General features: G+C 47.3%; 21 protein-coding genes. 12 read left to right on the top strand and 9 right to left on the bottom strand.

The features are described from left to right. The first annotated feature begins 4 nt into the window (after positions 1-4). From MKY73_RS26215 to MKY73_RS26185, 7 genes are all read left to right on the top strand, one after another. The gene (locus MKY73_RS26215) at positions 5-1792 is read left to right on the top strand and encodes a histidine kinase (protein WP_339304219.1); all 1788 of its coding nucleotides are present in this window, start codon (positions 5-7) and stop codon (positions 1790-1792) included. Beyond that, entirely contained in the window at positions 1767-3320 is a 1554-nt protein-coding gene (locus tag MKY73_RS26210; protein WP_339239436.1) for a response regulator, read from the top strand. Before MKY73_RS26215 ends, MKY73_RS26210 begins: the two co-directional genes overlap by 26 nt. A gap of 220 nt (positions 3321-3540) precedes the next feature. Then, positions 3541-4824 (top strand): sugar ABC transporter substrate-binding protein, encoded by a 1284-nt coding sequence (locus MKY73_RS26205; RefSeq protein WP_339304217.1) that lies wholly within the window; start codon positions 3541-3543, stop codon positions 4822-4824. Positions 4825-4963: 139 nt separating this feature from the next. Further along, positions 4964-5866, top strand: coding sequence for a sugar ABC transporter permease (locus MKY73_RS26200; protein WP_253429934.1), 903 nt, complete (start codon positions 4964-4966; stop codon positions 5864-5866). 5 nt (positions 5867-5871) lie between these two features. Then, positions 5872-6711 carry a carbohydrate ABC transporter permease gene (locus tag MKY73_RS26195; RefSeq protein ID WP_339242906.1) on the top strand — a complete coding sequence of 280 codons (840 nt, stop codon included), beginning with the start codon at positions 5872-5874 and terminating at the stop codon, positions 6709-6711. A gap of 74 nt (positions 6712-6785) precedes the next feature. Further along, on the top strand, positions 6786-8027 hold the full coding sequence (locus MKY73_RS26190; protein WP_339304216.1) for a GDSL-type esterase/lipase family protein: 1242 nt from the start codon (positions 6786-6788) through the stop codon (positions 8025-8027). A 550-nt stretch (positions 8028-8577) separates the two neighbouring features. Then, positions 8578-8994, top strand: a complete 417-nt coding sequence (locus MKY73_RS26185; RefSeq protein WP_339304213.1) for a sensory rhodopsin transducer — start codon at positions 8578-8580, stop codon at positions 8992-8994. Positions 8995-9069: 75 nt separating this feature from the next. Here MKY73_RS26185 and MKY73_RS26180 read toward each other — a convergent pair whose 3' ends face one another. The 4 genes from MKY73_RS26180 to MKY73_RS26165 form a co-directional block, all read right to left on the bottom strand. Next, complete coding sequence (locus MKY73_RS26180) at positions 9070-10227, bottom strand: Ger(x)C family spore germination protein (protein ID WP_339304211.1); 1158 nt, start codon at positions 10225-10227, stop codon at positions 9070-9072. Continuing rightward, positions 10224-11693: a spore germination protein gene (locus MKY73_RS26175; RefSeq protein ID WP_339304209.1), complete on the bottom strand. Its 1470-nt coding sequence runs from the start codon at positions 11691-11693 to the stop codon at positions 10224-10226. Before MKY73_RS26175 ends, MKY73_RS26180 begins: the two co-directional genes overlap by 4 nt. After that, positions 11674-12780 carry an endospore germination permease gene (locus MKY73_RS26170; protein ID WP_339304208.1) on the bottom strand — a complete coding sequence of 369 codons (1107 nt, stop codon included), beginning with the start codon at positions 12778-12780 and terminating at the stop codon, positions 11674-11676. The genes MKY73_RS26175 and MKY73_RS26170 overlap by 20 nt, the downstream gene beginning before the upstream one ends. A 264-nt stretch (positions 12781-13044) precedes the next feature. Then, the gene (locus tag MKY73_RS26165) at positions 13045-13989 is read right to left on the bottom strand and encodes a DMT family transporter (protein ID WP_339304207.1); all 945 of its coding nucleotides are present in this window, start codon (positions 13987-13989) and stop codon (positions 13045-13047) included. Between the two features lie 168 nt (positions 13990-14157). Here MKY73_RS26165 and MKY73_RS26160 point away from each other — a divergent pair, with 168 nt between their 5' ends. Beyond that, a complete protein-coding gene (locus MKY73_RS26160; protein WP_339304206.1) occupies positions 14158-15555 on the top strand; it encodes a PLP-dependent aminotransferase family protein in 1398 nt (465 codons plus the stop codon). A gap of 83 nt (positions 15556-15638) precedes the next feature. On the opposite strand, the gene MKY73_RS26155 is transcribed toward MKY73_RS26160, so the two are convergent. Both MKY73_RS26155 and MKY73_RS26150 read right to left on the bottom strand, forming a co-directional pair. After that, positions 15639-16958, bottom strand: a complete 1320-nt coding sequence (locus MKY73_RS26155) for a glutamate-1-semialdehyde 2,1-aminomutase (RefSeq protein WP_339239447.1) — start codon at positions 16956-16958, stop codon at positions 15639-15641. Positions 16959-17089: 131 nt separating this feature from the next. Further along, positions 17090-18133 carry an LCP family protein gene (locus tag MKY73_RS26150; RefSeq protein WP_339239448.1) on the bottom strand — a complete coding sequence of 348 codons (1044 nt, stop codon included), beginning with the start codon at positions 18131-18133 and terminating at the stop codon, positions 17090-17092. Between the two features lie 128 nt (positions 18134-18261). Between MKY73_RS26150 and MKY73_RS26145 the strand changes: the two genes are divergently transcribed. From MKY73_RS26145 to bcp, 4 genes are read left to right on the top strand one after another with little or no spacing between them, the layout of a single operon-like run. Continuing rightward, entirely contained in the window at positions 18262-19308 is a 1047-nt protein-coding gene (locus tag MKY73_RS26145) for an ABC transporter ATP-binding protein (RefSeq protein ID WP_339239449.1), read from the top strand. 1 nt (position 19309) lies between these two features. Then, positions 19310-20104, top strand: a complete 795-nt coding sequence (locus tag MKY73_RS26140) for an ABC-2 family transporter protein (protein WP_339239450.1) — start codon at positions 19310-19312, stop codon at positions 20102-20104. A gap of 4 nt (positions 20105-20108) precedes the next feature. After that, positions 20109-20894 carry an ABC-2 family transporter protein gene (locus MKY73_RS26135; RefSeq protein WP_339239452.1) on the top strand — a complete coding sequence of 262 codons (786 nt, stop codon included), beginning with the start codon at positions 20109-20111 and terminating at the stop codon, positions 20892-20894. A 45-nt stretch (positions 20895-20939) separates the two neighbouring features. Beyond that, entirely contained in the window at positions 20940-21404 is a 465-nt protein-coding gene (gene bcp, locus MKY73_RS26130; RefSeq protein ID WP_339304205.1) for a thioredoxin-dependent thiol peroxidase, read from the top strand. Between the two features lie 110 nt (positions 21405-21514). Here the strand turns inward: bcp and MKY73_RS26125 are convergent, their stop codons facing one another. The 3 genes from MKY73_RS26125 to MKY73_RS26115 are packed head-to-tail and all read right to left on the bottom strand — an operon-like array spanning position 21515 to position 24066. Further along, positions 21515-22636, bottom strand: a complete 1122-nt coding sequence (locus MKY73_RS26125) for an endospore germination permease (protein ID WP_339304204.1) — start codon at positions 22634-22636, stop codon at positions 21515-21517. Positions 22637-22684: 48 nt separating this feature from the next. Beyond that, positions 22685-23809 (bottom strand): endospore germination permease, encoded by a 1125-nt coding sequence (locus tag MKY73_RS26120; RefSeq protein ID WP_339304202.1) that lies wholly within the window; start codon positions 23807-23809, stop codon positions 22685-22687. 20 nt (positions 23810-23829) lie between these two features. Beyond that, positions 23830-24066, bottom strand: coding sequence for a hypothetical protein (locus MKY73_RS26115; protein ID WP_339304201.1), 237 nt, complete (start codon positions 24064-24066; stop codon positions 23830-23832). Positions 24067-24068: the final 2 nt, after the last annotated feature.

The raw sequence follows: 24068 nt of genomic DNA, 5'->3' as shown, positions 1-24068 counted from the left end.
TAGGATGACTAAAATTAAGAACGCTTTCACAACACTGCCGATTCATCACAAAACGATTCTTCTCATTGGCATTTTGATGTTAATCAGCTTTACGTTTTATGCATCTGTACTCCGATATGTGTTCAGCATCTATGATCGTCAAATCTACGAGAAGTCCTCGCAAGTCCTCAATATGTCTTCAGTAGGCATTGAGAATCAACTGCGTGAGATGTCCAGTCTCTCTTTCAAGGTGATGTCAGATGAGCCGCTTCAGCAATATCTGCTTCAACTTGAAAAGGCCGAGACAGGTTACGAGAAAAATGGTCTGCGCAAAAAAATTACTAACCGGTTAGTTGCTTATGCAGGGTCTGAGAAATACGTCTATTCCATGCTATTTATCGATAATGATAATAACGTTATGGCTGCAGGGAACCGGGAAGGAATTTCGGAGACAAAACAGAAGGAACTGGTGACACTGGGAGACCGATACTCGGGGTCCAATGTGTGGCATACCAGCGGGGATCAACAAGCTAGGCTTTTATCCGTCCGACAGGTGAAATCTTTTACAGGTGGGGCGTTTACGCTGGAAAAGCTCGGTACGCTGATTATCCGTGTCCGTCTGGACCGAATTGTCCAGGATCAGATGCAAGAACCGGCAGAGGACTCCCAGTTGTTGATTACGGATGGAAAAGAAGTGATCTATCCAACAGAATCAGCAGTCAGTGAAGCGGAGATAGAGTCAGAATTGAAGCGAACCCAACCTTATGGTATCGCCATGTTTGAGCATGGTCGTTATTTTGTCGCCCGGGCCAACTCTTCCTACACTGACTGGACTTACCTATATACGACGCCTTTTGATCAGATGTTTAAACAAATTCAGTTTGTCAAACAGCTGGTCACGGTCATCTTTATTATGATTTTTCTGGTCGCACTGATTATTGGAGCGAAGTTTTCTCGCAGTATCACCCACCCGATTGCGCAGTTGATCAAAAAGATGCGTAATATCGAAAAAGGCGATTTGGATAAACTGGAGGAGGCTGCCCTTGGCAATGTTCCCATATCTCCACAGAATGAGGTTGGGCTGCTGCATCGCACCTTCAAGATGATGCTTCAACGGATACGTGAATTGATTGATGAGAACTATGCCAAGCAATTGGTGATTCGTGAGACGGAGTTGAAAGCGCTTCAGGCGCAGATTAATCCACATTTTCTATACAACACGCTGGAATCAATTAACTGGTTGGCCAAAGTGCAGAAGCAACGACAGATCTCGGAAATGGTTGAGGCGCTTGGATTTCTGCTGCGCAGCTCTGTGAATATGTCCGAGAAGTGGATCACGCTGGAAAGAGAGCTGGACATTGTTCGCAGTTACGTTACGATTCAGCGCACTCGTTTTGAGGAGAGACTTAATTTTGACATGGAGATTGCCCCTGAGGTGGGAACGGCCCGGATTCCCAAGTTAACGTTACAGCCACTCGTGGAGAACGCCATACATTATGCACTCGAACCAAGCATCGATCCCTGCCGAATTCGTATTCGGGCGAGAGCAGATGGAGATAAGGTGATTATCGAAGTCGAAGACGACGGTCCGGGGATGACACCGGAATTTCTGGAACAACTACACGAAGGACGTATTCAGACAAGAGGACAGGGCATTGGGTTATCTAACATCCAGGAACGAATCAGACTGACCTTCGGTGATGAAGGTGGAATGGTGATGAGCAGCAAGCCCGGATCAGGAACTGTAGTATCGATCAGCATACCTTGGATCAGAGAGGACGATGACGATGTACAAAGTGATGCTCGTAGATGATGAACGTGTCATTCTGGAGGGAATTTCCCAAGTGGTCGATTGGGCCGCGGCAGGTACGGAATTGGTGGGTACGGCGAGGAATGGGATTGAAGCATTGGACAAAATCGGACAGTCGAGACCTGACATTATTATAACGGATATCTCCATGCCTGGTCTGGATGGTCTCGGACTCATAGAGAAGGCATCCGAAGCATATCCAGGGGTACGTTTCATCATGTTATCCGGCTACAAGGAGTTCGAGTATGCCCGCAGGGCGATGCAATATGGTGTGAAGCATTATTTGCTCAAACCATGTAATGAGAATCAGATCCATGATGCGTTAACCGAACTGTTGCAGGAACATCAGGATGCTCAAGTGAAGGAGCATGTTGCTGGTGAGATGAAACAGCGATTGCAGCGTGTTCTTCCGCATGTGAAGGAGCAATTTCTGCTGGAATTCATGACCAACCGAACCTATGGGCCAGTTGATCTGGAATATTATCAGGAGCTGTTCGATCTGGAACTTGAAGAGAACACAGTTCGGTTACTGCTGTTCCGAATCGTGGATGAGCATGATTACAGTCACTTATTTGCGATCAAAAACATTGCCAGTGATCTGCTACCAGATGTACTGTTAAGCACTACCATTGAAGGCAAACTTCTGATTCTGCTTGCGGATTCAACTGATCCGGGCCGATTGGAAGAAAATATTGAAGAGGTTCGGGCTGCATTTACCAGACTATATAAACTGGAAGTGACCGCTGCGCTGAGTGAAGCAGATCGAATGATCCAGTCCCGGCGGTTGTTTCGTGAGGCATTGCAGTATCTGAACCATCGCTTTTTTATTGGTGAAGGCAAACTGATCACGAAAAATGATCTCGTTCTGGCCGGAGAATGCGATGGCGTGCATGTAGAACAGGATGCGGAGCAACTGTGTCAGTTGATCAAATCGGGCAATACAGAAGAAACCGCGGCAGAGGTGGATCGTCTGTTTGATCTATTATCGCGTCAGCAGTTGGAGATTGAGGTGACTCGTTCTTATGTAGTGCAGCTGTATTCTGCGATGGTTCATGTATGTCCGCCCGAGGAGGCAACAGAATTCACCCAGCGTATGGCGGAGCTACCTCATATCGATACGTTATCTGGATTAAAAACTTTTGTTGCAAGCAGTGCAGCCCGGCTAACTTCCGGGTATTACAAAAATCATATCAGTCGCCAGTCTTCTGCCGTGGAGAAGATGATGGATATTGTGGATCGTCATTATGGAGAGGCGGATCTCTCGCTCAATGGAGTCGCCCATCAAATGTTATATATGAATCCGGATTATCTGGGCAAGATTTTCAAAAAAGTCACGGGCGAGAATTTCTCCAATTACGTCAATCGTCTGCGCATCGAACGGGCGTGTGATCATATCCGCAGAGGTGGGGATGTTAAAGTATTCGAACTCGCTGAGTTGTTCGGATTCGGCGGTAATTCGCAATATTTCAGTCAGGTGTTCAAAAAATGGACCGGTATGACACCTACGGAATTCCGCAGGATCGGCATATAACAATGGGATATCAATCGTATGACTCATGTCTGGGGAGGATGAACAGCGCTGAGAGGGGGCTGTTGTCCTCCTCTGTTTTTTGAACCAACAAGACGGTTTTGTGTATTCAACTCTGGTCGTACATTTGCGAAAATGACATTAACAAGTTTGTGAAAGCGTTATCAGAAATAAGAGGGTAACGCGTTCACACAACCATATCAACATAAAAGGGGAGATTGGCATGGTGAAAAAGGCAATATTCCTGATGATGGCTGCGTTGCTCGTTTTTACAGCGGCATGTAGTTCAGGTGGAGGAAGCGAACAGGGGTCTTCGGATGGATCGGTTACTCTGCGGATCGCTTGGTGGGGTTCGGATGCACGGCATGAATATACACAGAAGGTCATTGACCTGTACAAGTCGAAAAATCCGAATGTCAAAATTGACGTGGAATATGCTTCATTTGATGACTACTGGAAAAAGCTCGCACCACAAGCAGCAGCAAATCAATTGCCTGACATCGTTCAGATGGATATTTCCTACATCAGCCAATATGCACAGAATGGTCAGCTTGAGGATCTAGCTCCTTATCTGGGCAACCAGATCAAAGTAGACGATGTGTCCGAGAATGTAATTAGCACAGGTGTAATCAATGGCAAACAATACGGTGTACCTGCCGGTGTTAACGTTCTGGGCTTCCAATATGATCCGGCGTTGCTTAAAAAAGCAGGCATGGATGCAATCCCTGACAATATGACTTGGGAGTCGTACGAAGCACTGGGTAAACAAGCCGCTGAGAAAGGTCTGTATTTGGATGGAGGGGTAGCTCCGGATATCTTCTTCCATTACTTCCTGCGTACCAAAGGCTTGTCGCTATACAATGCGGAAGGTACAGGTCTTGGTTATGATGATGACCAATTGTTTGTTGAATTCTTCGGACTTATGCGCCGCATGATTGAGCAGGGCGCAGCACCTACACCGGATGTAGCCAACCAAACCAAAGGCATTATTGAGGAATCGGATCTCGTGAAGGAAAAAGGAATTGGCGTATGGCAGTGGTCCAACCAGTTCGTAGCTTTGCAACAGGTAGCGAACCGTCCGCTCGAAATTGCTCCAATGCCAGGACCTGATATGGAAAAAGGACTTTATATGCAACCAAGTATGTATTGGGGTGTAACATCCAACTCCAAAGTGAAGGAAGAAGCGGCTAAATTCATTGATTTCTGGGTGAATGACGTGGAAGCCAACAAACTGATCAAAGGGGAGCGCGGTGTACCAATCTCCGGAGCCATCAAGGAAGCCATCGCACCTGAGCTGAGTGACGCCACGAAACAGGTCTTTGAATTCGTAGCCGCAATGGAGCCTAAGGCTTCACCAATGAGTTCACCGCCACCGGTGGGTTCACCGGAAGTAATCTCTGCTCTGGCCGATGTGGTTGAAGAGTTGAACTTTGGCAAAATCACACCTGAACAGGCAGCAGAAACATTCCGCAAAAATGCCGAATCGGTACTTGCAAACAATAAATAACAGTTGAATGATAGCTTGCTCGTCCCACTTCAGGGATGGTCGGGAATGGGGCTGCTCGCGAATGCGAGGGCCTTTCCCCGTCCAGATGACCGAAGTAAGGATGAGAGAGCAAGCTGATCCATGAAGGAGGTTCGTTCCATTGAGGCAGTATTCGTCGTTACGTCGAAACTTAACCGGATATGCGTTCATAAGCCCGTTTATTATTGGATTCCTGGGCTTCACACTCATCCCCATGTTTGTATCCTTATATATGTCGTTCACGAGTTATAACTTGTTCACTTCTCCGCGGTGGATTGGGCTCGATAACTACACCAAAATGTTTTTTGATGACCCGAAATATTGGAACTCGGTCAAAGTGACGTTTCTGTATGTATTCATTGGGGTTCCGTTAAGATTGATCTTTGCCCTCTTCGTAGCGATGGTCCTCAACACTGGCTCTCGTATGATTGGAACGTACCGGACGTTGTATTACCTGCCATCCATTATCGGCGGTAGTGTGGCTGTATCTATTATGTGGCGTAACCTCTTCAGTAATGAGGGTGTTATCAACAGCGCTCTAACGGCAATTGGGATTGGGCCTATAAGCTGGTTTGGTGACCCGAATGCGTCCCTGGTTATGCTGATCTCACTGTCTGTGTGGCAGTTCGGTTCGTCTATGCTGATCTTCCTGGCTGGTCTCAAAAATATCTCCCCTGAGATGTACGAGGCAGCAGGTGTGGATGGGGCGAATCCGGTTCGGAAATTTTTCAGCATCACTTTGCCGCTTCTTAGCCCAATCGTCCTGTTCAATATGATCATGCAGACAATTGGGGCATTCATGACCTTCGTACCTGCTTACATTATCTCCAAAGGCGAAGGCGGCCCAATGGACGGTACCATGCTGTACTCCCTGTATCTGTTCCGTCAGGCATTTATGTTTAACAACATGGGGTATGCTTCGGCCATGGCCTGGATCATGCTCATTATGATTGGAATACTCACGGTGGCTGTGTTCCTGACATCCAAGTACTGGGTATTCTATGAATCTGAAGGAGGGAAGTAACGATGATGGTATGGAAAAATGTAAAATGGCCCGTGTATCACCTGTTCGTTGCAGCTCTTGCCCTCCTGATGCTCTATCCCGTACTCTGGATGCTCTTCAGTTCATTCAAGGAAAGTCGTACGATCTTTGTTACCGCAGACACCCTGTTTCCAGCAGAGTGGATCTGGAGTAACTATGTGGATGGTTGGAAAGGAACAGCAGGAAGACCGTTCATGGATTACATCACCAACTCCCTTGTAATTGTAGTTATATCTACCATCGGTGCTGTGATATCGTCATCACTGATCGCTTTTGGTTTTGCCAGACTTAGCTTCAAAGGTCGTAGCTTCTGGTTCTCCATTATGATGTTGACGCTGATGCTGCCACATGACGTGGTCTTGGTTCCTCAATACATTATCTTCACGAAGCTGGGTTGGCTGAATACGATTCTGCCAATCGTTGTCCCTACATTCTTCGGAATGCCGTTCTTCATCTTCCTGATGGTACAGTTCATTCGAACAATTCCGAAGGAGCTGGATGAGGCTGCAACCATTGATGGATGTAACAAATTCAGATTATATATTCAGATTATTATGCCGCTGATCAAGTCATCTCTGGCAACAGCAGCGATTTTCTCCTTCTACTGGAGATGGGAGGATCTGCTCGGCCCGGTATTGTACCTCAACTCGCCTGAGAAATATACCGTATCGATGGCACTGAAAATGTTCCTGGATAGCGAATCTGCTTCCAACTGGGGCGCCATGTTTGCGATGTCCATCGTCAGTCTGGTTCCGGTTGTAGCGGTGTTCTTCATCTTCCAGAAACAAATTGTTCAAGGGATGAGTACCAGCGGATTGAAAGGATAAGCAGGCTTAACTGTATATCTTCGTATCTTGCCCGATTGAACGTTTACGAAAGTTAACCAAGGAGGTTATCGCTTTTGAATAAAGCTCAGGATCGTCAGGCCGTTGCCATGGAGGCAGCGGCAGAGGGCCAGGCAGTGTCCGTGACCAGCTGGAAGTATAACTTTGGACCGGACTCGGGAAGAGCAGATGAGACAGGGGATTATCTGAAAGTAACTGCAACAACCACATATGAGGAACGAGGCGGATACGGATTCGAAGCGGGTTCTCTGGTGTATGAGAAACAACGCATCGGAGATGATGACGTGTCGAATTCCACGAAACAACATCATAACAATCCGGGGCAGACAACCATGTCTGCCCGATTGCGTTCGAGCTTCTGTATTCCGCTCAAAGCATCCTTCATCGTGGATGTTCCCGATGGAACCTATCAGGTTTTACTTGTTGCAGGTGATGAATTAGCTGAGACAGTAACCCGTGTGAAAGCTGGTGAGGGCAGGCTTGTACTGCCAACCATTCATACACTTCCCGGGCACTTTGCAGAGGTGCGATTCACGGTCGTTGTTCGTGGCGGCAGACTTCGTTTGTCATTTTCCGGTCCCGCGCCAAGAATCAATGCGTTAGAGATCACCCTTGCGAATCAGACCATGACTGTATTTCTTGCCGGGGATTCAACCGTAACGGACCAACCGGAAAGTGGGTATCCGTATTGTGGTTGGGGCCAGATATTGCCAGCACAGTTCAAACATGATGTGGCAGTGGATAATCATGCCCAGTCAGGGCGCAGTTCCCGCAGTTTTATGAATGAAGGCAGGCTCAGCGCCATTCTGGAGCGAATCAAGCCCGAAGATTTTCTGTTTATTCAATTTGGACATAACGATGAGAAGCCGGACCCTGAACGTGGGACCGACCCATTCACAACATATAAGGAATATCTGAAAAAATATATCGATGCTGCCCGTGAAGCCAAGGCTCGTCCGGTGCTCATAACCCCGGTACATCGTCGCTATTTTGCGGATGATGGCACACTGACCGATACACATGGCGATTATATCATCGCCGTACGTGAGCTGGCGGAACAGGAAGGTGTACCGCTGATCGATCTTGCAGAGCGCAGCCGCCTTCTGTTCGAGCAGGCGGGAGTGGAAGGCACCAAGGACGACTTTATGTGGGTGCTGCCAGGCGAGTATGTGAACTTCCCTTCAGGCGTGGAGGATAACACGCATTTTCAGGAACGCGGTGCCCGCCGCCTTGCCGAGCAGGTGGCAGAAGCCATCCGCGAGTTGCAATTGCAACCGTTGCAGATGTATCTGCGGTAGGTTCATGCCCTTAATTATTAAGCGAGTTAAACGAAGTAACGAGCGAGCAAAAGTTGCCCAGCGAAGAGCGAAGGCAATAATTTTTTAAAATCAGTTCGGCGAGCATAGCAGCGGAGGAGGACGGAATCGGGTAGAGGGAGCGAAGCGTCCGCCTTTGGAACGGGATTTCCCCTGCCTGAGGGGGAATAAATAGAAATCCCGAGCCAACAGCGGCCCATAGCCCGATCCGTCCACCGAAGCGACTGCTTTGCAAGTTATTTTAAGGTTTAAGAACTGTAGCGAGTTAAACGAAGTAACGAGCCAGCAAAAAGTTGCCCAGCGAATAGCGAGGGCAATAATTTTTTAAAATCAGTTCGGCGAGCGTAGCAGCGGAGGAGGACGGAATCGGGTAGAGGGAGCGAAGCGTCCGCCTTTGGAGCGGGATTTCCCCTGCTGAGGGGAATAAATAGAAATCCCGAGCCAACAGCGGCCCACAGCCCGATCCGTCCATCGGAGCGACTACCGTGCGAGCCCACCCGATTTTAACTTAATGATTGGAGGATATATTTCAATGACATTGGAGCCGACCAAACAAGGTGCATCAGCCCATAAGAACGATCCGACAGCCACAGGTCATACCTACTGGGTTATCCCTGATGGCTACATCCCGCCGGAGAGCAGCGGCACACTGGAAAGTCACGAGAGCATCTGTGTATTAAACACAGGTGCCGCCGATGCGGAGCTGAACATCACAATCTATTTTGAAGACAGAGAACCACTCGAAGATATTGTGGCGGAGGTGCCAGCGAGAAGAACAAAACATATTCGTACCGCATCGCTGCAATCGGGAGAGCAGTCTATCCCGTCAGGCGTACCTTATGCCATCACGGTTTCAAGCAATATCCCAGTCATCATTCAGTACAGTCGTTTGGACACCACCCAGCCAGAATTGGCTCTGATGAGTGTCATGGCTTATCCATTAAAATAACGTATCGACTCGGCACGAAATTCAAACCCAAAAGAAGACCAGTACTTGCATGTAATGCAGGTCACAGGTCTTCTTTTATTTATTGTATTTATACGTGCTCGCATTAAGGATATCTACATGGACCTCCACTTTGCCAAGCTTGAAACGCTTAAGGGGATCAGCCCGTTGGGCGACTTCCTGCTTCCATAAGGGTAAGTTGTGGCGATAGAGATGTTCCGCAAGACCGTATGAATCAATCTTGCGTGACTTGGTTTTTTCGAACGTATCTCGAATCTCGGATTCGATCTGTTTTTCCGCTTCTTGTTCCATGGCATGAGGCGTACGCGGGGCTCCATGGTCTTCGGTGATGGAACTTTTGACCGAGGTAACCAGATCGAATGTGACGCCGTCTCCTTGTTTCCTGGCCGTGATTCTGGTCTTGGGATTACGAAGCATCAGGGTTAAATCAGGAGTCTTTCCGCCATTCCCATACACGTACAAAGGATATTGATGAACACGCTTATATTTCACGTATCGTGTACCGTCTGCATCTGCTCCTGCAACTCTACCTTGACTTTTGCCTTGGGAAATGACATAAAATCCATCCATTCTAACAAGAGGTGGGTTTTTATCGCCATTGAACCACGTTTCATTCCTTGTGGAGACCGAAGGTAAGAGAATGACGGAAGCTGGTTCCCGTAATCCATCGAGAAGCTGATGTAGCCGAATAGGTTCGTAACCGGAATGCTGTTTGTATAGCCTCATGGGTTCGAATATCTCAATGGTCTGGGCGGATTGGTTCAGCAGCGCAGAAGGGGAGAGTACTTCCGGAATGTCCTGCTCAGTCGCATAAATCCAAGGTGTATATCTCAGTTGACCTGAATGCAGCAACGTATTAAATATATCCTCCAACTTTCCGTCCAAAGCATTTTTTGATAAAACAATGGCCTTAACATGAGTCCAGAGCGTTTGCTGCTGTGACGTTTCATACAAGTCATTAATAGCCATGCTCAGAGTTGTACCCTCGCCTCGTCCAATCCACATATCCCTTGTTTCCCGGGAAGTTGGTGTTTCCTGTTTTGCAATACTGGAGAAGTCTATCAATTGGGCATACGCAATATATTGGTTGTCCACATAGTCTATTCCTATCGCTGTGATGAAGTTAATACTTTGCACTTCCTTGGAATCCCAGCATCCGGTTAGCAGGATCAAGCACCCCACAAGTAGGCAAGTCGTGGACGTCCATCGGATCATGGGCGTTTTCTCCGACGAGTGGAATCTTGGGTGTGAAGTGCTTCCGGACGCTTATTTTTATTCATGGACGGCGGCATGGATACGGCCTGCGTGAAATCTCCTGGAATGTAGGGAGAGACTGGCGTCAGATAAGACACTCCGTAACATTCTAAGGATACAAGGTGAACCAACAGGGCGAATAGTCCAATCATGAATCCGAATAGTCCAAGAATGGAAGAGATGAGGAGCATCCCGATTCGGACATGGGCAGTAGCTCCGCTCAGCACGGTGTTTACGAGAATATAGCTGGAGATAACTGAAATGGCTACCGTGACTATGATGGTAGGAGACGTAATCCCTGCGCGAATAGCGGCATCCCCAATGATAAGCCCGCCGACCACGCTTACGGTCTGGCCCAATGCACGTGGTAACCTGCGACCAGCTTCGTTGAATAGCTCGAACATAAAAATCATCAGAAATGCTTCCAGTGTCACAGGCATGGGCAGGCCCATTCGAGTACCAGCAATTGTAGCCAAGAGCGGTAGCGGTATCTGTTCCACATTGAAACTGGTCAGGCCAATATAGAAGGCTGGGAAGAAACAGGCAATCAGCAGTCCAGAGATGCGCAAGATTCGTTCGAAGGTAACGATGAAAAAGGGTGTACTCCTATCTTCAGGAGATTTCAATTGATTGAAAAGTGTAGTTGGCGCAATGACTGCTACTGGAGAACCTTCAATGAGAACGGCAAAACGTCCATTTAACAGCGAATCGACAACAAAATCAGGACGTTCAGTGTTATCCGTGAGCGGAAAGATGCTCCGAACCCCTCCCATGACAGCCCGCTCCATGATCGAGGTGCCCAGAATGCCATCGATTTCAATCTGATCCAGATTGTGTCGTGCTTCTTTTAGAATGTCTGGATTAATAATATCTTTTACATATAGAAGTCCAATGGCAGTTTGAGTACGTCCGCCTTTGACATATTTCTCGTAACACATCGAAGATGTTTTCATTCGTTTGCGAATAAGGGCCACGTTGGTCGTGAGTTCTTCGGTGAATCCATCGCGCGGGCCTTTAACGGATGTTTCGATGGCTGATTCTTCAGGACTACGCCCTGGTATATCAGCAATATCCAGACTGCAGGATTGAACACCGTTATCGAAGATGATCAGTAGCTGTCCACTAAAAATCAACAGATTAAGTTTCTTGAAATTGGTGATATCCTCAATCGGATTTAAGGTTAATCCCAATTCTTTGGGATGTGATTCCTCAATAATTAGAGCGTGCTGCTCCAGACGTGGAATAATAAATTGGTTGATTTGTTTACCATCGACAAGCCCTTCGCAATACAGTAAGATTACCGGCTGATCGGATTCATCTTTGACAGGAAAGGTCTGAATAACAACATCTGCGCATGGATTGAACTGCTCTTTCAAAGAGGCAAGCAGTGTTTCATGGGACGTGGTGTCAATCTTTTGATGCTCCATGATGTTTCCTCCTCTGATGGCGTGAATGGATAAAGGCAACCGTCGTTGCTATAATCGCAAGTCCGCTCAGATATACGAGATTGAACGGGAATATGTATTCGACCAGAAGCTTTTCGAAGGTCATATCATCCATAGGATACAACATGGTCAGGATAAAGAAGACACCCAACGAGATACAACTGATAAGCCTTTTGGTAGAGCTCTTAATATTCCATATTTCTACTACAATATACATGGCAAGACTAATTCGGGTGAATGCACCTGCGAGCCATTGGTAGATGGAAAAGAAGTCGGTCTGGGCAATGTATTTGCCCAAAGAGGCAATTCGCCATTCTTCAAAGGCAGGATATCTCATTTTGGCAGCCTCAAAAGGATCGAATTCCACAATTGCCCCAATGAGTGGGCCGACAGTTAGTCCTACAAGAATGAGTGCGAGCATCAGATACTGCCATACACGTATACGTTTGGTGAGATGAGGCTGGATGTACCAGATGAACAGCAGTTCAAACATGCCTGCAAGACTGTAGACCATGCCATTAAGAATAGGATGCCAGCCATGTTCAAGAACGGGCAACAGACGACTGTAGTCCTTGTATTGGGTATTTACGATAGCAACATAGAAACCTAACAAGACAACTAGTGGCAGGACTAAACCTGCGGTAAAGGCCAGCGAGCGAATACCTTTATACGCAGCGTAGGCACAGAGAGACATCAGGGCAATACTGGTTACCAATACGGGCGTTTCGGTTAGATAGTTCGTTTTAGCCCAAGCGGTGGTATCGTGCAGGGTGAAGTAGATGACGCTGAGAAAAAAGAGACTATTACCAACTCGAAATAACAGGCCAATAGGCTTTCCGAGACGGGAAGTTAACCAATCATGCAGCGTTTGATGCTGAAGGAAACGAGAGACATAAGCGAGCATTAGCGCGAATATCAGAAATGGTCCGGCAGATAGCAGGACGGAAATCCAAGAATCCCTTTTGGCCGTAGCCAAAAGGGCAGGAATAATCAGAACATGGCTGATCAAGCCAACGGACAACATGATCAACATCATGGCTTGTAAAAAAGAAGGCTGTGTTCGTTTCATGCTGAAGAGTCCCCTTTTCCCATTAGACTGTCCTCAGCAGTGTTAACGTGTTTGAAGTCCTTCATACAGGCATTGCATGGAGAGATCAAAATAACGGATAACCCTGGCTTTACGTACCTCAAGCATCGTATTACATGTGACCTGTCGAGCCTGTCGCGTTCCTTCTATAAGAATCTCTTTCACAATCTGCTTGCGGAAAAACTGATGATAGATGAAAAACAGGGCAGATATCCGGTGTCCCCGATCGGTACGATGAAGGCAGGATCAGTTTTGGCCTTGGCCGGTCTCAGTGACCAGCCTATGTTTGCGACCGCTCATATTGGTGCCAAGCACACCTGCGATAATCAACAATGCACCAATATAGTGATGACTACCAACAGGTTCGTTCAATATCCATGCACCTCCTACGATGGAGATGAGTGTGGACAGGTTGCTGAATACGCTCATCTGGGACGCCTCCAGATGCGTCAGGGCATAACTCGCGAGCAGGGTGGAGATCATGGTGGAAAGAATGGCCAGATAAGCAAGGGCACCCAAATAGGAGGCATCTCCCAGTGGTTTGATGTAGTCCATCATGGAACCGCTAGAAGCATGTCGGACCAGGGAGACAGCGTTAAATACAACACAGCCAACCATCAGCGTGACCCATGTTAATTCCATGGGTTTGTACTTCTGGGTTAATGGTCTCGCAAGTACGCCATAACCTGCAAAACACACCGTGGATAGCAGCAATAATGCAATGCCCTTCAGGTTACCCAAAGACATGCCATTACCTTGCATCATGAAAATAAAAACAACTCCAGCGACAGACAAAAGCAGAAAAAGCTTCTGCATGGTGGATGTTCGTTCTTTCAAGAAGACAGAAGCGAGAATGAGAGTAAAAACAGGGGCCATAGCCTGAATAATACCCGCTTCCGATGAGTTGGACGAGACGAGTCCAAAGGCTTGAAAGGCAAAAAATAGGACGGGAGATAACAGCCCGAGTGGAATAATTCGCCACAGATCACGAAGGCTCAGTCGGATTTTGATCCAACCCATAATTACAGGAATGCTAACAACGATTAGCGACAGCGCAAATCGGTGGGCAAGCACATCAATGGGATGTGCAACAGTGACCGTCATTTTAACAAATAGAAAAGATAGACCGATAATAGCCGCATACAATACAGCTGCGATATATGCGTAACCCCGAGTATGTGCTGTGTTCATGAATGCTCCTCCAATACATTTGTCATAACGTATAAATCTTTATCATCCTGAAATATGTCAGGTTCAAGGCATGTGCTTGCCTTATTCAATATACTGCCGGGTGCATCGTGCTACAATAGATAAAAGGTTAAACTGTAACGGTACAGTTATAGGAGAGGAGTGGGTGCGATGAGAAAATATGAAGTGATCGCCGAAGCATTAAAGCAGTGGATTCAGGAGCAGATGCAGCAGCAGGATCGTCGCCAGTGGGCAGATAAGGGCATTCGACTGCCAGCCGTTCGAGTTGTAGCTGAACAGTATCAATGCAGTGTAAGCACAGCAATTCGTGCATATGAATGGTTGGAGCAACGGCATTTGGTGTACGCCATACCTCAATCCGGTTATTATGCTGTACAGAATGGGACAGGTGGTCAGGACATGGACTGGCAGGGAGCATTGGACTTCGCTTCGGCTGCTCCGGATCCAAGGGTGTTCCCTTATGCAGACTTTCGTCACTGTGTGGATCAAGCGATGGAGAAGAAACAGGCAGAGTTGTTTATGTATGGAACAGATCAGGGATTGCCTTCGCTAATTCTGCTGTTGCAGAAGCAGTTTGCGGATTATCAGGTTTTTGCAAGAACAGAGCAGTTCTTTATCACAACAGGTGTGCAACAGGCGCTGGCTGTACTTGCGTTGATGCCTTTTCCCAATGGAAAGAGAACAGTGATGCTTGAACTACCGACCTATCACAATATGCCTTCTCTACTGAGTGGATTGAATGTACCTATTGCTGGTGTGAGACGTACCCAAGATGGGCTGGATTGGGCATCGCTTGAACGTCAGTTCGCAGAGGAAGAGATCAAGTTTTTCTATGTCATGCCACGCTTTCACAATCCGATTGGTACATCGTTAACGGTTGCGGAGAAGAAGAGACTGATCCGGCTTGCTCAGCGGTACGATGTGTATCTGGTGGAGGATGATTATCTGTCTGATCTGGAGGACAATACGAAACAGGACCCGCTATGGTCCTATGATACGGAAGGCCGGGTCATCTATCTGAAGAGTTACTCCAAAATTTTGTTTCCAGGCTTGCGTATTGGTGTATCCGTTCTGCCCTTACCACTCATTCAATCTTTTGGTGTTTACAAAAAAATGCTTGATATCGACACTTCCGTCCTGTCTCAAGCTGCTCTGGAGATCTATGTCCATAGCGGCATGTTTGCTCATCACAGGAAAGTGATTCGCAACCGCTATGCTGCCCGGATGCACACGGTGCAGGAGCAGCTGGACGCTTATCCAGACTTTGCTCCGTTTATGGACGCTCCTCGAACAGGAGGAGAGCATACGGTGTTACCTTTGGCGGGTGATATGCCGCTTCGTGTTCTGCTGTCCCGGCTTCAAAAGCGCGGAGTCATCGTTGATACGACTGAACGGTATTATCCAGAGGGAACCTATCAGGTACATCAGGATCAGATGTTGCGATTGAACATCTCCAATGTGCCGAAGCAGCGAATCGAGGAAGGGATGCAGGTGATCCGAGAGGAAATTTTGAAGCTGCAAAAAACAAAAGGCGTCCGCACAAGTTGAACACTTGTTGGACGCCTTTTTTCTTAGTTGCTGTCTTTCAACTATTTTGTACGTTACATCTGAATGAGAATTAATTATTCGGGTTATTCCTGAGCCATCGCCTTGAAGGAAGCTTCTGCGGCTTCCAATGTAGCCTGAACATCCTCGTCTGTATGAGCCGTGGTCAGGAACCAGGCCTCATATTTGGATGGAGCGAGGTTAATGCCACGGTCCAGCATGTGACGGAAGAAGGAAGCGAAGCGTTCCCCGTCTGTGTCTTGAGCATGATCGTAGTTCGTCACCGGGTGATCACAGAAATGGGTGGAGAATGCTCCGCGAATCCGGTTGATTGTCAGTGCAATCCCATGACGGTCAGCAGAAGCTTGCAGACCTGCCGTCAGATCGATAGCAAGGCGTTCCATCTCTTCGTATACACCTGCGCCTTGCAGAACCTCCAGACATGCAATACCAGCCGAGATGGATGCAGGGTTACCAGCCATCGTTCCCGCCTGATAAGCAGGGCCGAGTGGAGCAACCTGCTCCATAACGTGTTTGCGTCCGCCGTAAGCACCGATGGGCAGGCCGCCACCAATAATTTTACCAAGAGCCGTCAGATCCGGTTCAATCTCCGCATGATTATCGAGTCCTGCATACGTCTGTGTGGAACCGTAATGGAAACGGAAAGCTGTAATCACCTCGTCATAGATAACCAGTGAGCCATTGGCGCGTGTCATGGCACAGAGACCTTCCAGGAAGCCGGGTTCCGGCATAACCATACCGAAGTTGCCAACGATCGGTTCAACCATGACCGCGGCAACATCGTCACCCCAGTGCTCCAGTGCAGCTTTGAGGCTATCCAGGTCATTGTAAGGCACGGTGATGACCTCTTGCGCAATACTGGTAGGAATGCCGGCACTATCCGGGATACCCAGCGTGGACGGGCCAGAACCGGCAGCCACAAGCACCAGATCCGAGTGACCATGGTAACATCCGGCGAATTTTACGATCTTGTTGCGTTTGGTGTAGGCACGAGCTACCCGAATCGTAGTCATGACCGCCTCTGTACCAGAGTTAACAAAGCGTACTTTATCCATGGAAGGAATGGCTTCCTTCAGCATTTTGGCAAGCTTGATCTCTAATTCAGTCGGGGTACCGTACAGTACTCCATTGGCTGCAGCTTCTGTAATTGCCTGCGTAATATGAGGGTGGGCATGTCCTGTAACAATCGGACCGTAAGCGGCCAGATAATCAATGTAACGGTTGTCATCAACATCCCAGAAGTGGGCGCCCTGGGCTTTTTTCATAAATACAGGTGCACCGCCGCCAACGGCTTTAAACGAGCGTGAAGGGCTGTTCACACCTCCTACAATATGTTCAAGTGCTTCTGCGTATAGAAGTTCGGATCGGGAACGTGATGGTTTCATAAGATAACTTCCTTTCGTAATTCAAAATATAATAAAGGTACAAGCCACAGAAAGATATGATGATTTTCTCATAATAGTATAGCCGGGCACAACGAGAGGGCAGCGTAATGGCTGCCCTCTGCATGTTTAGATTACTGAGCCGGTTGTTCTGACTTCTGATCGTCACCACTGGCTGTTTTATCTTCGGTGCTGGTCGTACTATCATCCGTTGTAGCAGGCGGGTGAATAATATCCTGAATATGCTGCTTCAATTTTTCTTCATTTGTAACCGTTAATACTTGCGCACCACCTGCTGTACGTTCTTCTTTCAACAGGTTCATTGGTGGGATCTGCTCACTGCCGTTCATGCTGCTCTGGTATCCGAGTCCACCCAGCTTCCACATATCGGAGAGTGTCAGATTCGTATCTACGTAAGGATTAACCTGTTCCAGAATGGCAGGCAGTTTGGCTATGGTAGTGGTGGACTGCATTTTTGCCGTAACAGCTTTCAGCAATTCACGCTGACGCTCGGAACGAGCGAAATCCGACATCGCATCATGACGGAAACGAACGTACATGAGAGCTGTCTCGCCATCCAGATGCTGATACCCTTTTTTGAGATCAATATCGTATTCGTTATTGTCTGCTTTACTTGTATAGTGCATGTCTTTCTCCACATTAAAGTCAACACCGCCAACGGCATCCACCAATTTGATGAATCCTTGGAAATCCGTATACACATAATACTGTACAGGAATGCCGAGCAGGTCGCCGGCAGCTTGCATCGCTGCATTCGGGCCATGGGTAATGGCAGTGTTGATCCGCTCTTTACCATACCCGTCAATATCGACGTATGTGTCGCGCAGAATGGAGAACAGATTGATTTTTTTGGTAAGTGGGTCGAGCGATACGACCATCATGCTGTCGGAGCGGGGAACTTCACCTTTTTTCAATCCGCGCGCATCGACACCCATAACGAGAATATTGACCGTCTCTGTGCCTTCCCATTTGGGTGGGTCAGGTGTATTTACTTTCTCCACATTTTCGATACCGGCGAATGGTGATTCGTCACCGTCTTTTGCCAAACCGTCCAACTGATTGAGAATAGAACCGAAATAGTATGCCGCAGCTCCTCCGACAATTAACACGAAGGCGGCAAGAGAAATCCAGATGGTTCTCTTCGTCTTTCTGGTCATGCTAGCTCTCCTTTGTATTTGAGATGAAATAAAAAACGAGTTCAGGTATTGCTGAATTTTGACTGATACCATTATAATTTCTTTTTGGGCTACAAGCAATTTCAACAAAATCCAAGTGAGGTATAATCATGCTGGCGATTGATGTCAAAGATTTGCGCAAGTCGTTTAGCGTCCAGAAAAGCCGAGGTGGGCTGAAGGGCGCGTTCCAGGACCTGTTTGCACGTCAATACCAGGAGGTATTGGCTGTAAATGATATTTCATTTCAGATTCCGCAGGGCGAAATATGCGGATATATCGGGGAGAACGGTGCCGGTAAATCAACAACAATCAAGATGTTGACCGGCATTTTGGTGCCTACTTCAGGGCAAATATCGGTTGGTGGATATGTTCCGTATCAGGAACGGGAGAAGTTTGTACAGAATATTGGTGTTGTTTTTGGTCAGCGCAGTCAATTGTGGTGGGATATTGGCGTTATCGAATCCTTCCATTTATTGCGCAAAGTATATCGTGTAGGAGAGGTCGATTTCCGTAAAAGGCTGGATGAACTGGTTGAGCGATTGCAGCTTCAGGACCTGCTCAGTCGTCCGGTGCGGAAGCTCAGTCTTGGTCAGCGTATGCGCTGCGAGTTGGTGGCAGCATTGTTGCACAACCCGAGTATTGTTTTTCTGGATGAACCAACCATTGGTTTGGACATTGTGGTGAAGTCGGAAATTCGGGATTTCTTGAAGGACATGAACAAGGAGCATGGAACAACCATTCTGCTCACAACCCATGATTTGCAGGACATTGAGGCCCTATGTTCCAGGGTGATTATGCTTGATGCGGGTAACATCATCTATGATGGAGGTCTGGATCATCTGAAGTCCCAATGGGGAAAAGAACGGGAAATCCGTTTCAAGTTCGGTTCAGCTCACAACATGAGTCAGATGCAGGAATGGACTGCAGCGTTGCCTGTACGTTGGACGGTAGAGAATGAATTGTCTGCATCCGTATGGATTCCACTGGAATTGAACGTTTCGGATGTACTCGGACGTGTCGTTGGACAAGCCGATATTACCGATATTCAGATTATCGAGATCAACACGGATGAGATTGTGCGCAGTATTTACCAATCCGGTTCCGCCGAGCGTCCCGAGATTGTGGGAGCAGGGAAAGAAGCGGTGAGTGTATCCTAAGATGAATAGTGCATTTATTGATTTTATGCGCATCCGTTTTCTAACGATGCTGGCATACCGAGTGAATTATTACTCTGGCATTTTGATATATACGCTGAATATCGGCGTGTATTACTTTACCTGGCAAGCCATTTATGGCAGCAGTGGTGAACTTGGCGGCTTTACGGCAGCACAGATGACAACCTACATCGCTGTATCCTGGATGGCACGTGCTTTTTACTTTAACAACCTGGACCGTGAGATTGCCGCAGACATACGGGATGGCTCCATTGCGATTCAATTCATCAGGCCAATCAACTACGTTATGGTCAAAATGATGCAGGGTCTTGGCGAAGGCATTTTCCGCTTCCTGCTCCTCATGATTCCGGGGATGCTCATTGCCATTCTGCTGTTCCCGGTTGAACTGCCTACGGCGCCGTCGGCGTGGATTGGCTTTCTCGTTATGCTGTTCTTCAGTTTCCTCATTAACTCCCAGATTAATGTGATCACGGGACTGGCGGCATTCTTTGTGGAAAATAATGAAGGCATGATGCGCATGAAACGCGTCGTGGTTGATTTGTTCTCCGGTCTCATCATCCCGATCAGCCTGTATCCAGGCTGGATGTCCGCGGTGATGAAGGTATTGCCTTTTCAGGCCATTACGTATCTGCCCGGTTCGGTCTTCACTGGAAGAGTGGAAGGTACCGCCATCTGGAATGTACTCGGTATTCAGGTGTTCTGGTTCGCTTTGCTGCTGCTTCCGATGGTACTGATCTGGCGTAAGGCGCGCAAGCGTCTGTTCGTGCAAGGGGGATAACAGAATGTACTATATGGGTCTGATCTGGGAATATTTGAAGAACTACATGAAAACACGACTCACGTACCGTGCTGATTTCTGGGTGGAGATCCTATCGGATCTGCTGTTCCAGGCAACCAACCTGATCTTTATCTTTGTGGTCTTTCGCCATACGGATAACCTGGGCGGCTGGAGTGAGAGTGAAGTGCTCTTTGTTTATGGATATTTTATGGTGCCCTATGGCATTTTCAGTTGTTTTATTAATCTGTGGGGATTCAGTGAGCGGTATATCGTCAAAGGCGAGATGGATCGTATCCTGACACGCCCTGCACATAACCTGTTCCAGATCTTGCTTGAAAATGTAGACCCGCCTGCACTCGTGGGCTCGTTTATCGGCTTGATTATCATGATCTTCAGCGGAGCAGAGATGGGCCTGGTGCTGGAATGGTGGCATATTCCTGCCTTGATTATTTTGGCACTTAGCTCAGTCATGATCTATGCCGGAATCTATACCACACTGACTTCGTTGTCCTTTTATTCGGACGCACCAACAGGTATTCTGCCATTGATGTATAACATCCAGGGATATGGGCGTTACCCGGTAACGATCTACAACCGTGCCATTCAGGTGCTGCTGACCTGGGTCATTCCGTTTGCCTTCGTTGGCATTTATCCAGCGGCACTGTTCCTGGAAAGGTCCGAGATGCATCGCATGGCACTGCTGACACCTGTGATGGGGTTGGTGTTTGGTTCCGTGGGTTTGCTTTTGTGGAATTATGGCGTGAAACGGTATCGTGGAGCAGGATCATAAAATGCCCTCAACGCAATTCGTGGGCGAGACTAGGGAGGAATTGACATGACGTTAACTGTAGGCGGATGGGCACCGGACTTTGAGCTTCCGTCCAGTACGGGAGAACCGGTGAAGCTGTCGGATTACCGCGGACAGCGGGTACTGCTTTATTTTTACCCCAAGGATATGACCTCGTCCTGTACGCAACAGGCTTGTGATTTCCGGGATCGACATGCTGAATTTGAAGGGCTGAACACGGTCATTCTCGGGATTAGTACTGATCCGATGAAACAGCATGACAAGTTTATCGCCAAATATGGACTGCCGTTCACCTTGTTATCGGATGAAGAGCATGTTGTAGCCGAGCAATACGGTGTATGGCAGCTGAAGAAGATGTATGGCAAGGAGTATATGGGTATGGTTCGCTCCACTTTTCTGATTGATGAAGAAGGGAAATTGATCAAGGATTGGTCCAAGGTTCGGGTCAAAGGACATATTGAGGCTGCCCTTGAGGCAGTGAAGGACATATAGACCTGCCCGACAGAATGTTTAACAAACCATCAAAGGCTGTGTTCACGGTAAGTTCCGCGAGCACAGCCTTTTCGTTGTCGAATTGCAGCATTTTAATCGGCTACTTATGTTTAAGGAGTTATACGATCCGAGGAGATCGGTTTGCGGTTGCGGGAACGAATGCGATAAACCAGTAAGAGGAAGAGTGGGATAATAAAGCTGACGGTAATATCCCAGTCCACCCAAGCGGGCATAATTGTATCCGTGTAGAAAATAACATTAGGTGAAATCAGGATACCGAGTGCAAATAATAACAACGACGAAGGCAGAATCAGAGGCTTGTATGTCTTTAATCGAAATAATTGTGCTGTTCCCAATACAAAAGCAAATAGATACAGCAAACTCTTGAAATAGGTAGAGATTAACCACGCAATAGCCATGACGGCTTCAATTCGTTCGAAAAAATTGCCAATATTAATTTTCTGTGAAAGTACATATGAGATGTAGATGCTGTGTTGCGTGACGGTTGCTCCCATAACCATGATGGAGAGCAGCAACAGGAGGCTTAACAATAAACCGCCAAAGAAAGTAGCCAGCAAAAAATCTCGTTTGAAATGGGGTCCGGGGTTTACATATGGGAGAAACACCGAAAGAACAATAAGTTCACCAAAGGAAGTAAATGCTCCTCGGATCGTGGACTCGATGATGCGGACCAAGGGCATATCAAAGTAGGGCTGAAGATTAGCGCTTTTGGTTTGAGGAATTAATCCCAAAAAGAGAAAAGCTATAAATACGACAACGATGGGGGTTAACAGTTCTGAGGTTAATCCTATCGTGCGAAAACCATGCATTAACCCCCAGACCAAGGAGCAGATGATCATCAGAATAATAACCCTGATGGGGGTCTGAAGATAGATCTGGGTGGTCATGAAATCCCCGACCTCACGAACACATATGGCTGCACCTATGGCGAAATAGAACAGATAGGCAGCTGAAAGTATAGAACCGACCCAGGTGCCAAGTAACTTGGAACAGATTTCAAAAAGAGATAATTGGGGATATGTTCGGTGGAGTTTATACAGAACCCACATGATCACAAGACCAATGGGCAGACCAATCAGAGAACAGAACCATGCGTCTTGTTTGCCTATTGCCGTAACAAGTGAAGGGTAGATCAGAATCATGTCTCCAACCATGACCAGGAAAGTGAGCAGTGTGAACTGCCGTATGGTGAGTCTTTCTTTTATCAACATGTTCTTCTGCTCCTTTCCATGAATGAATATCCTATTTACCCTCCGGAGTTATCCTTCAGTTGTTGGTTGGGGTGTTGAATTGGATTTTCTACGGGACTTCACTAATGCTATCAAAAATAGCATACCGGGAAGAATGATACCTAATGTTGTGTCCCAATCTACCCAGTAAGGAACGATGGTGATAATGATAAATGTCAGACTCGGCGCAACGAGATTGGCCATTCCATATACGAGCAGAGCCGAGGGTAGAATCAGCATTTTGAACTGCTTTAGCTTGAAGAGTTCTGCACATCCAACAATGAAAGCATATAAGTAGATTATCGCTTTGAAGTAGGTAGAGATGAGCCAAGAACAAGCCATAATCACCTCGATTCGTTCAAAGAATCCACCAATGCTAATCTTCTGAGATAAAATAAACGAAGCGTATATATTATGCTGGGTAAGGAAGGGGCCGAGTACGAGCATGGATATCGTAACTAAAATAGCAAGAATCAGGTTGCCGAGCCCTGCCGAAATAATCATGTCACGCATAAGATGACGGCTTCTTGCAACGTAGGGCAGGATCATCAGGATAGGAATGGTTTCGCCGATGGGATAGATGATGCTAACCAGAATACCCTGTGCTATGGGCACAACGCCCGTATCTGTTACGGGTTTCAGATTACTTGTGTCCACCTGTGGAAGAAGACAGAAAGCCAGTATCACGATGAACAATATAGCGATAGGCATGAGTAGTTCACTCGTTCTTGCGACGGTCTCCAAGCCGTGGTACACACCCCAGCCGATGGCAATAACAAACATGAGTATGATGACACGAATAGGGGTGTACTGGAAAATCTGCGAAGTTATGAAATCACCTACTTCCCGGGTATGTGTAGCTGTGCCAATCAAAAAGAAGAACAGGTAGAAGCAAGAAAACAAGGTGCCAGGCCAAAAACCCAAAGTATTTCGAGCGATTTGCACCAAATTTTTCTCCGGATATATACTGGCTAATTTTATAATCATAGCCATGAGAGCCATCCCTAGTGGAACGCCAATCAGAGCGCATATCCAGGCATCTTGCTTGGCATAGGATGTGATAACGGAAGGGTAGATCAGCATCATATCTCCAACGACCAACATAAATGTAAGGGTGGATAATTGTCTTGTCCCGATCCGTCCCTTTTCTAGCATGATGTACCCTCCCTTATCTCCTAAGTTCCAGTTAAACGGGCTAATAAATGGTTCACGGGATCATAAATCCACATAATGATGTAGAGGGGACTAGGGAATTCCCATAAATTGGATGCTATGACACCGAAGACCGTAGCTGCAAGAAGCATTACGCTGTACACCGCTGTTTCTCTCCACTCCTTCTGGCGAATGAGTTTAGGCAGGTCAATCCAGCCAATGATCACTGCTACAACAATAACTGCGAGTGTAAGCAACACAC

The sequence above is a fragment of the Paenibacillus sp. FSL R5-0519 genome, assembly GCF_037974275.1.
Lineage (GTDB): Bacteria > Bacillota > Bacilli > Paenibacillales > Paenibacillaceae > Paenibacillus.
Note: the sequence above shows the minus strand (reverse complement) of the source record. Positions and strands in the feature narration are given on the sequence as shown.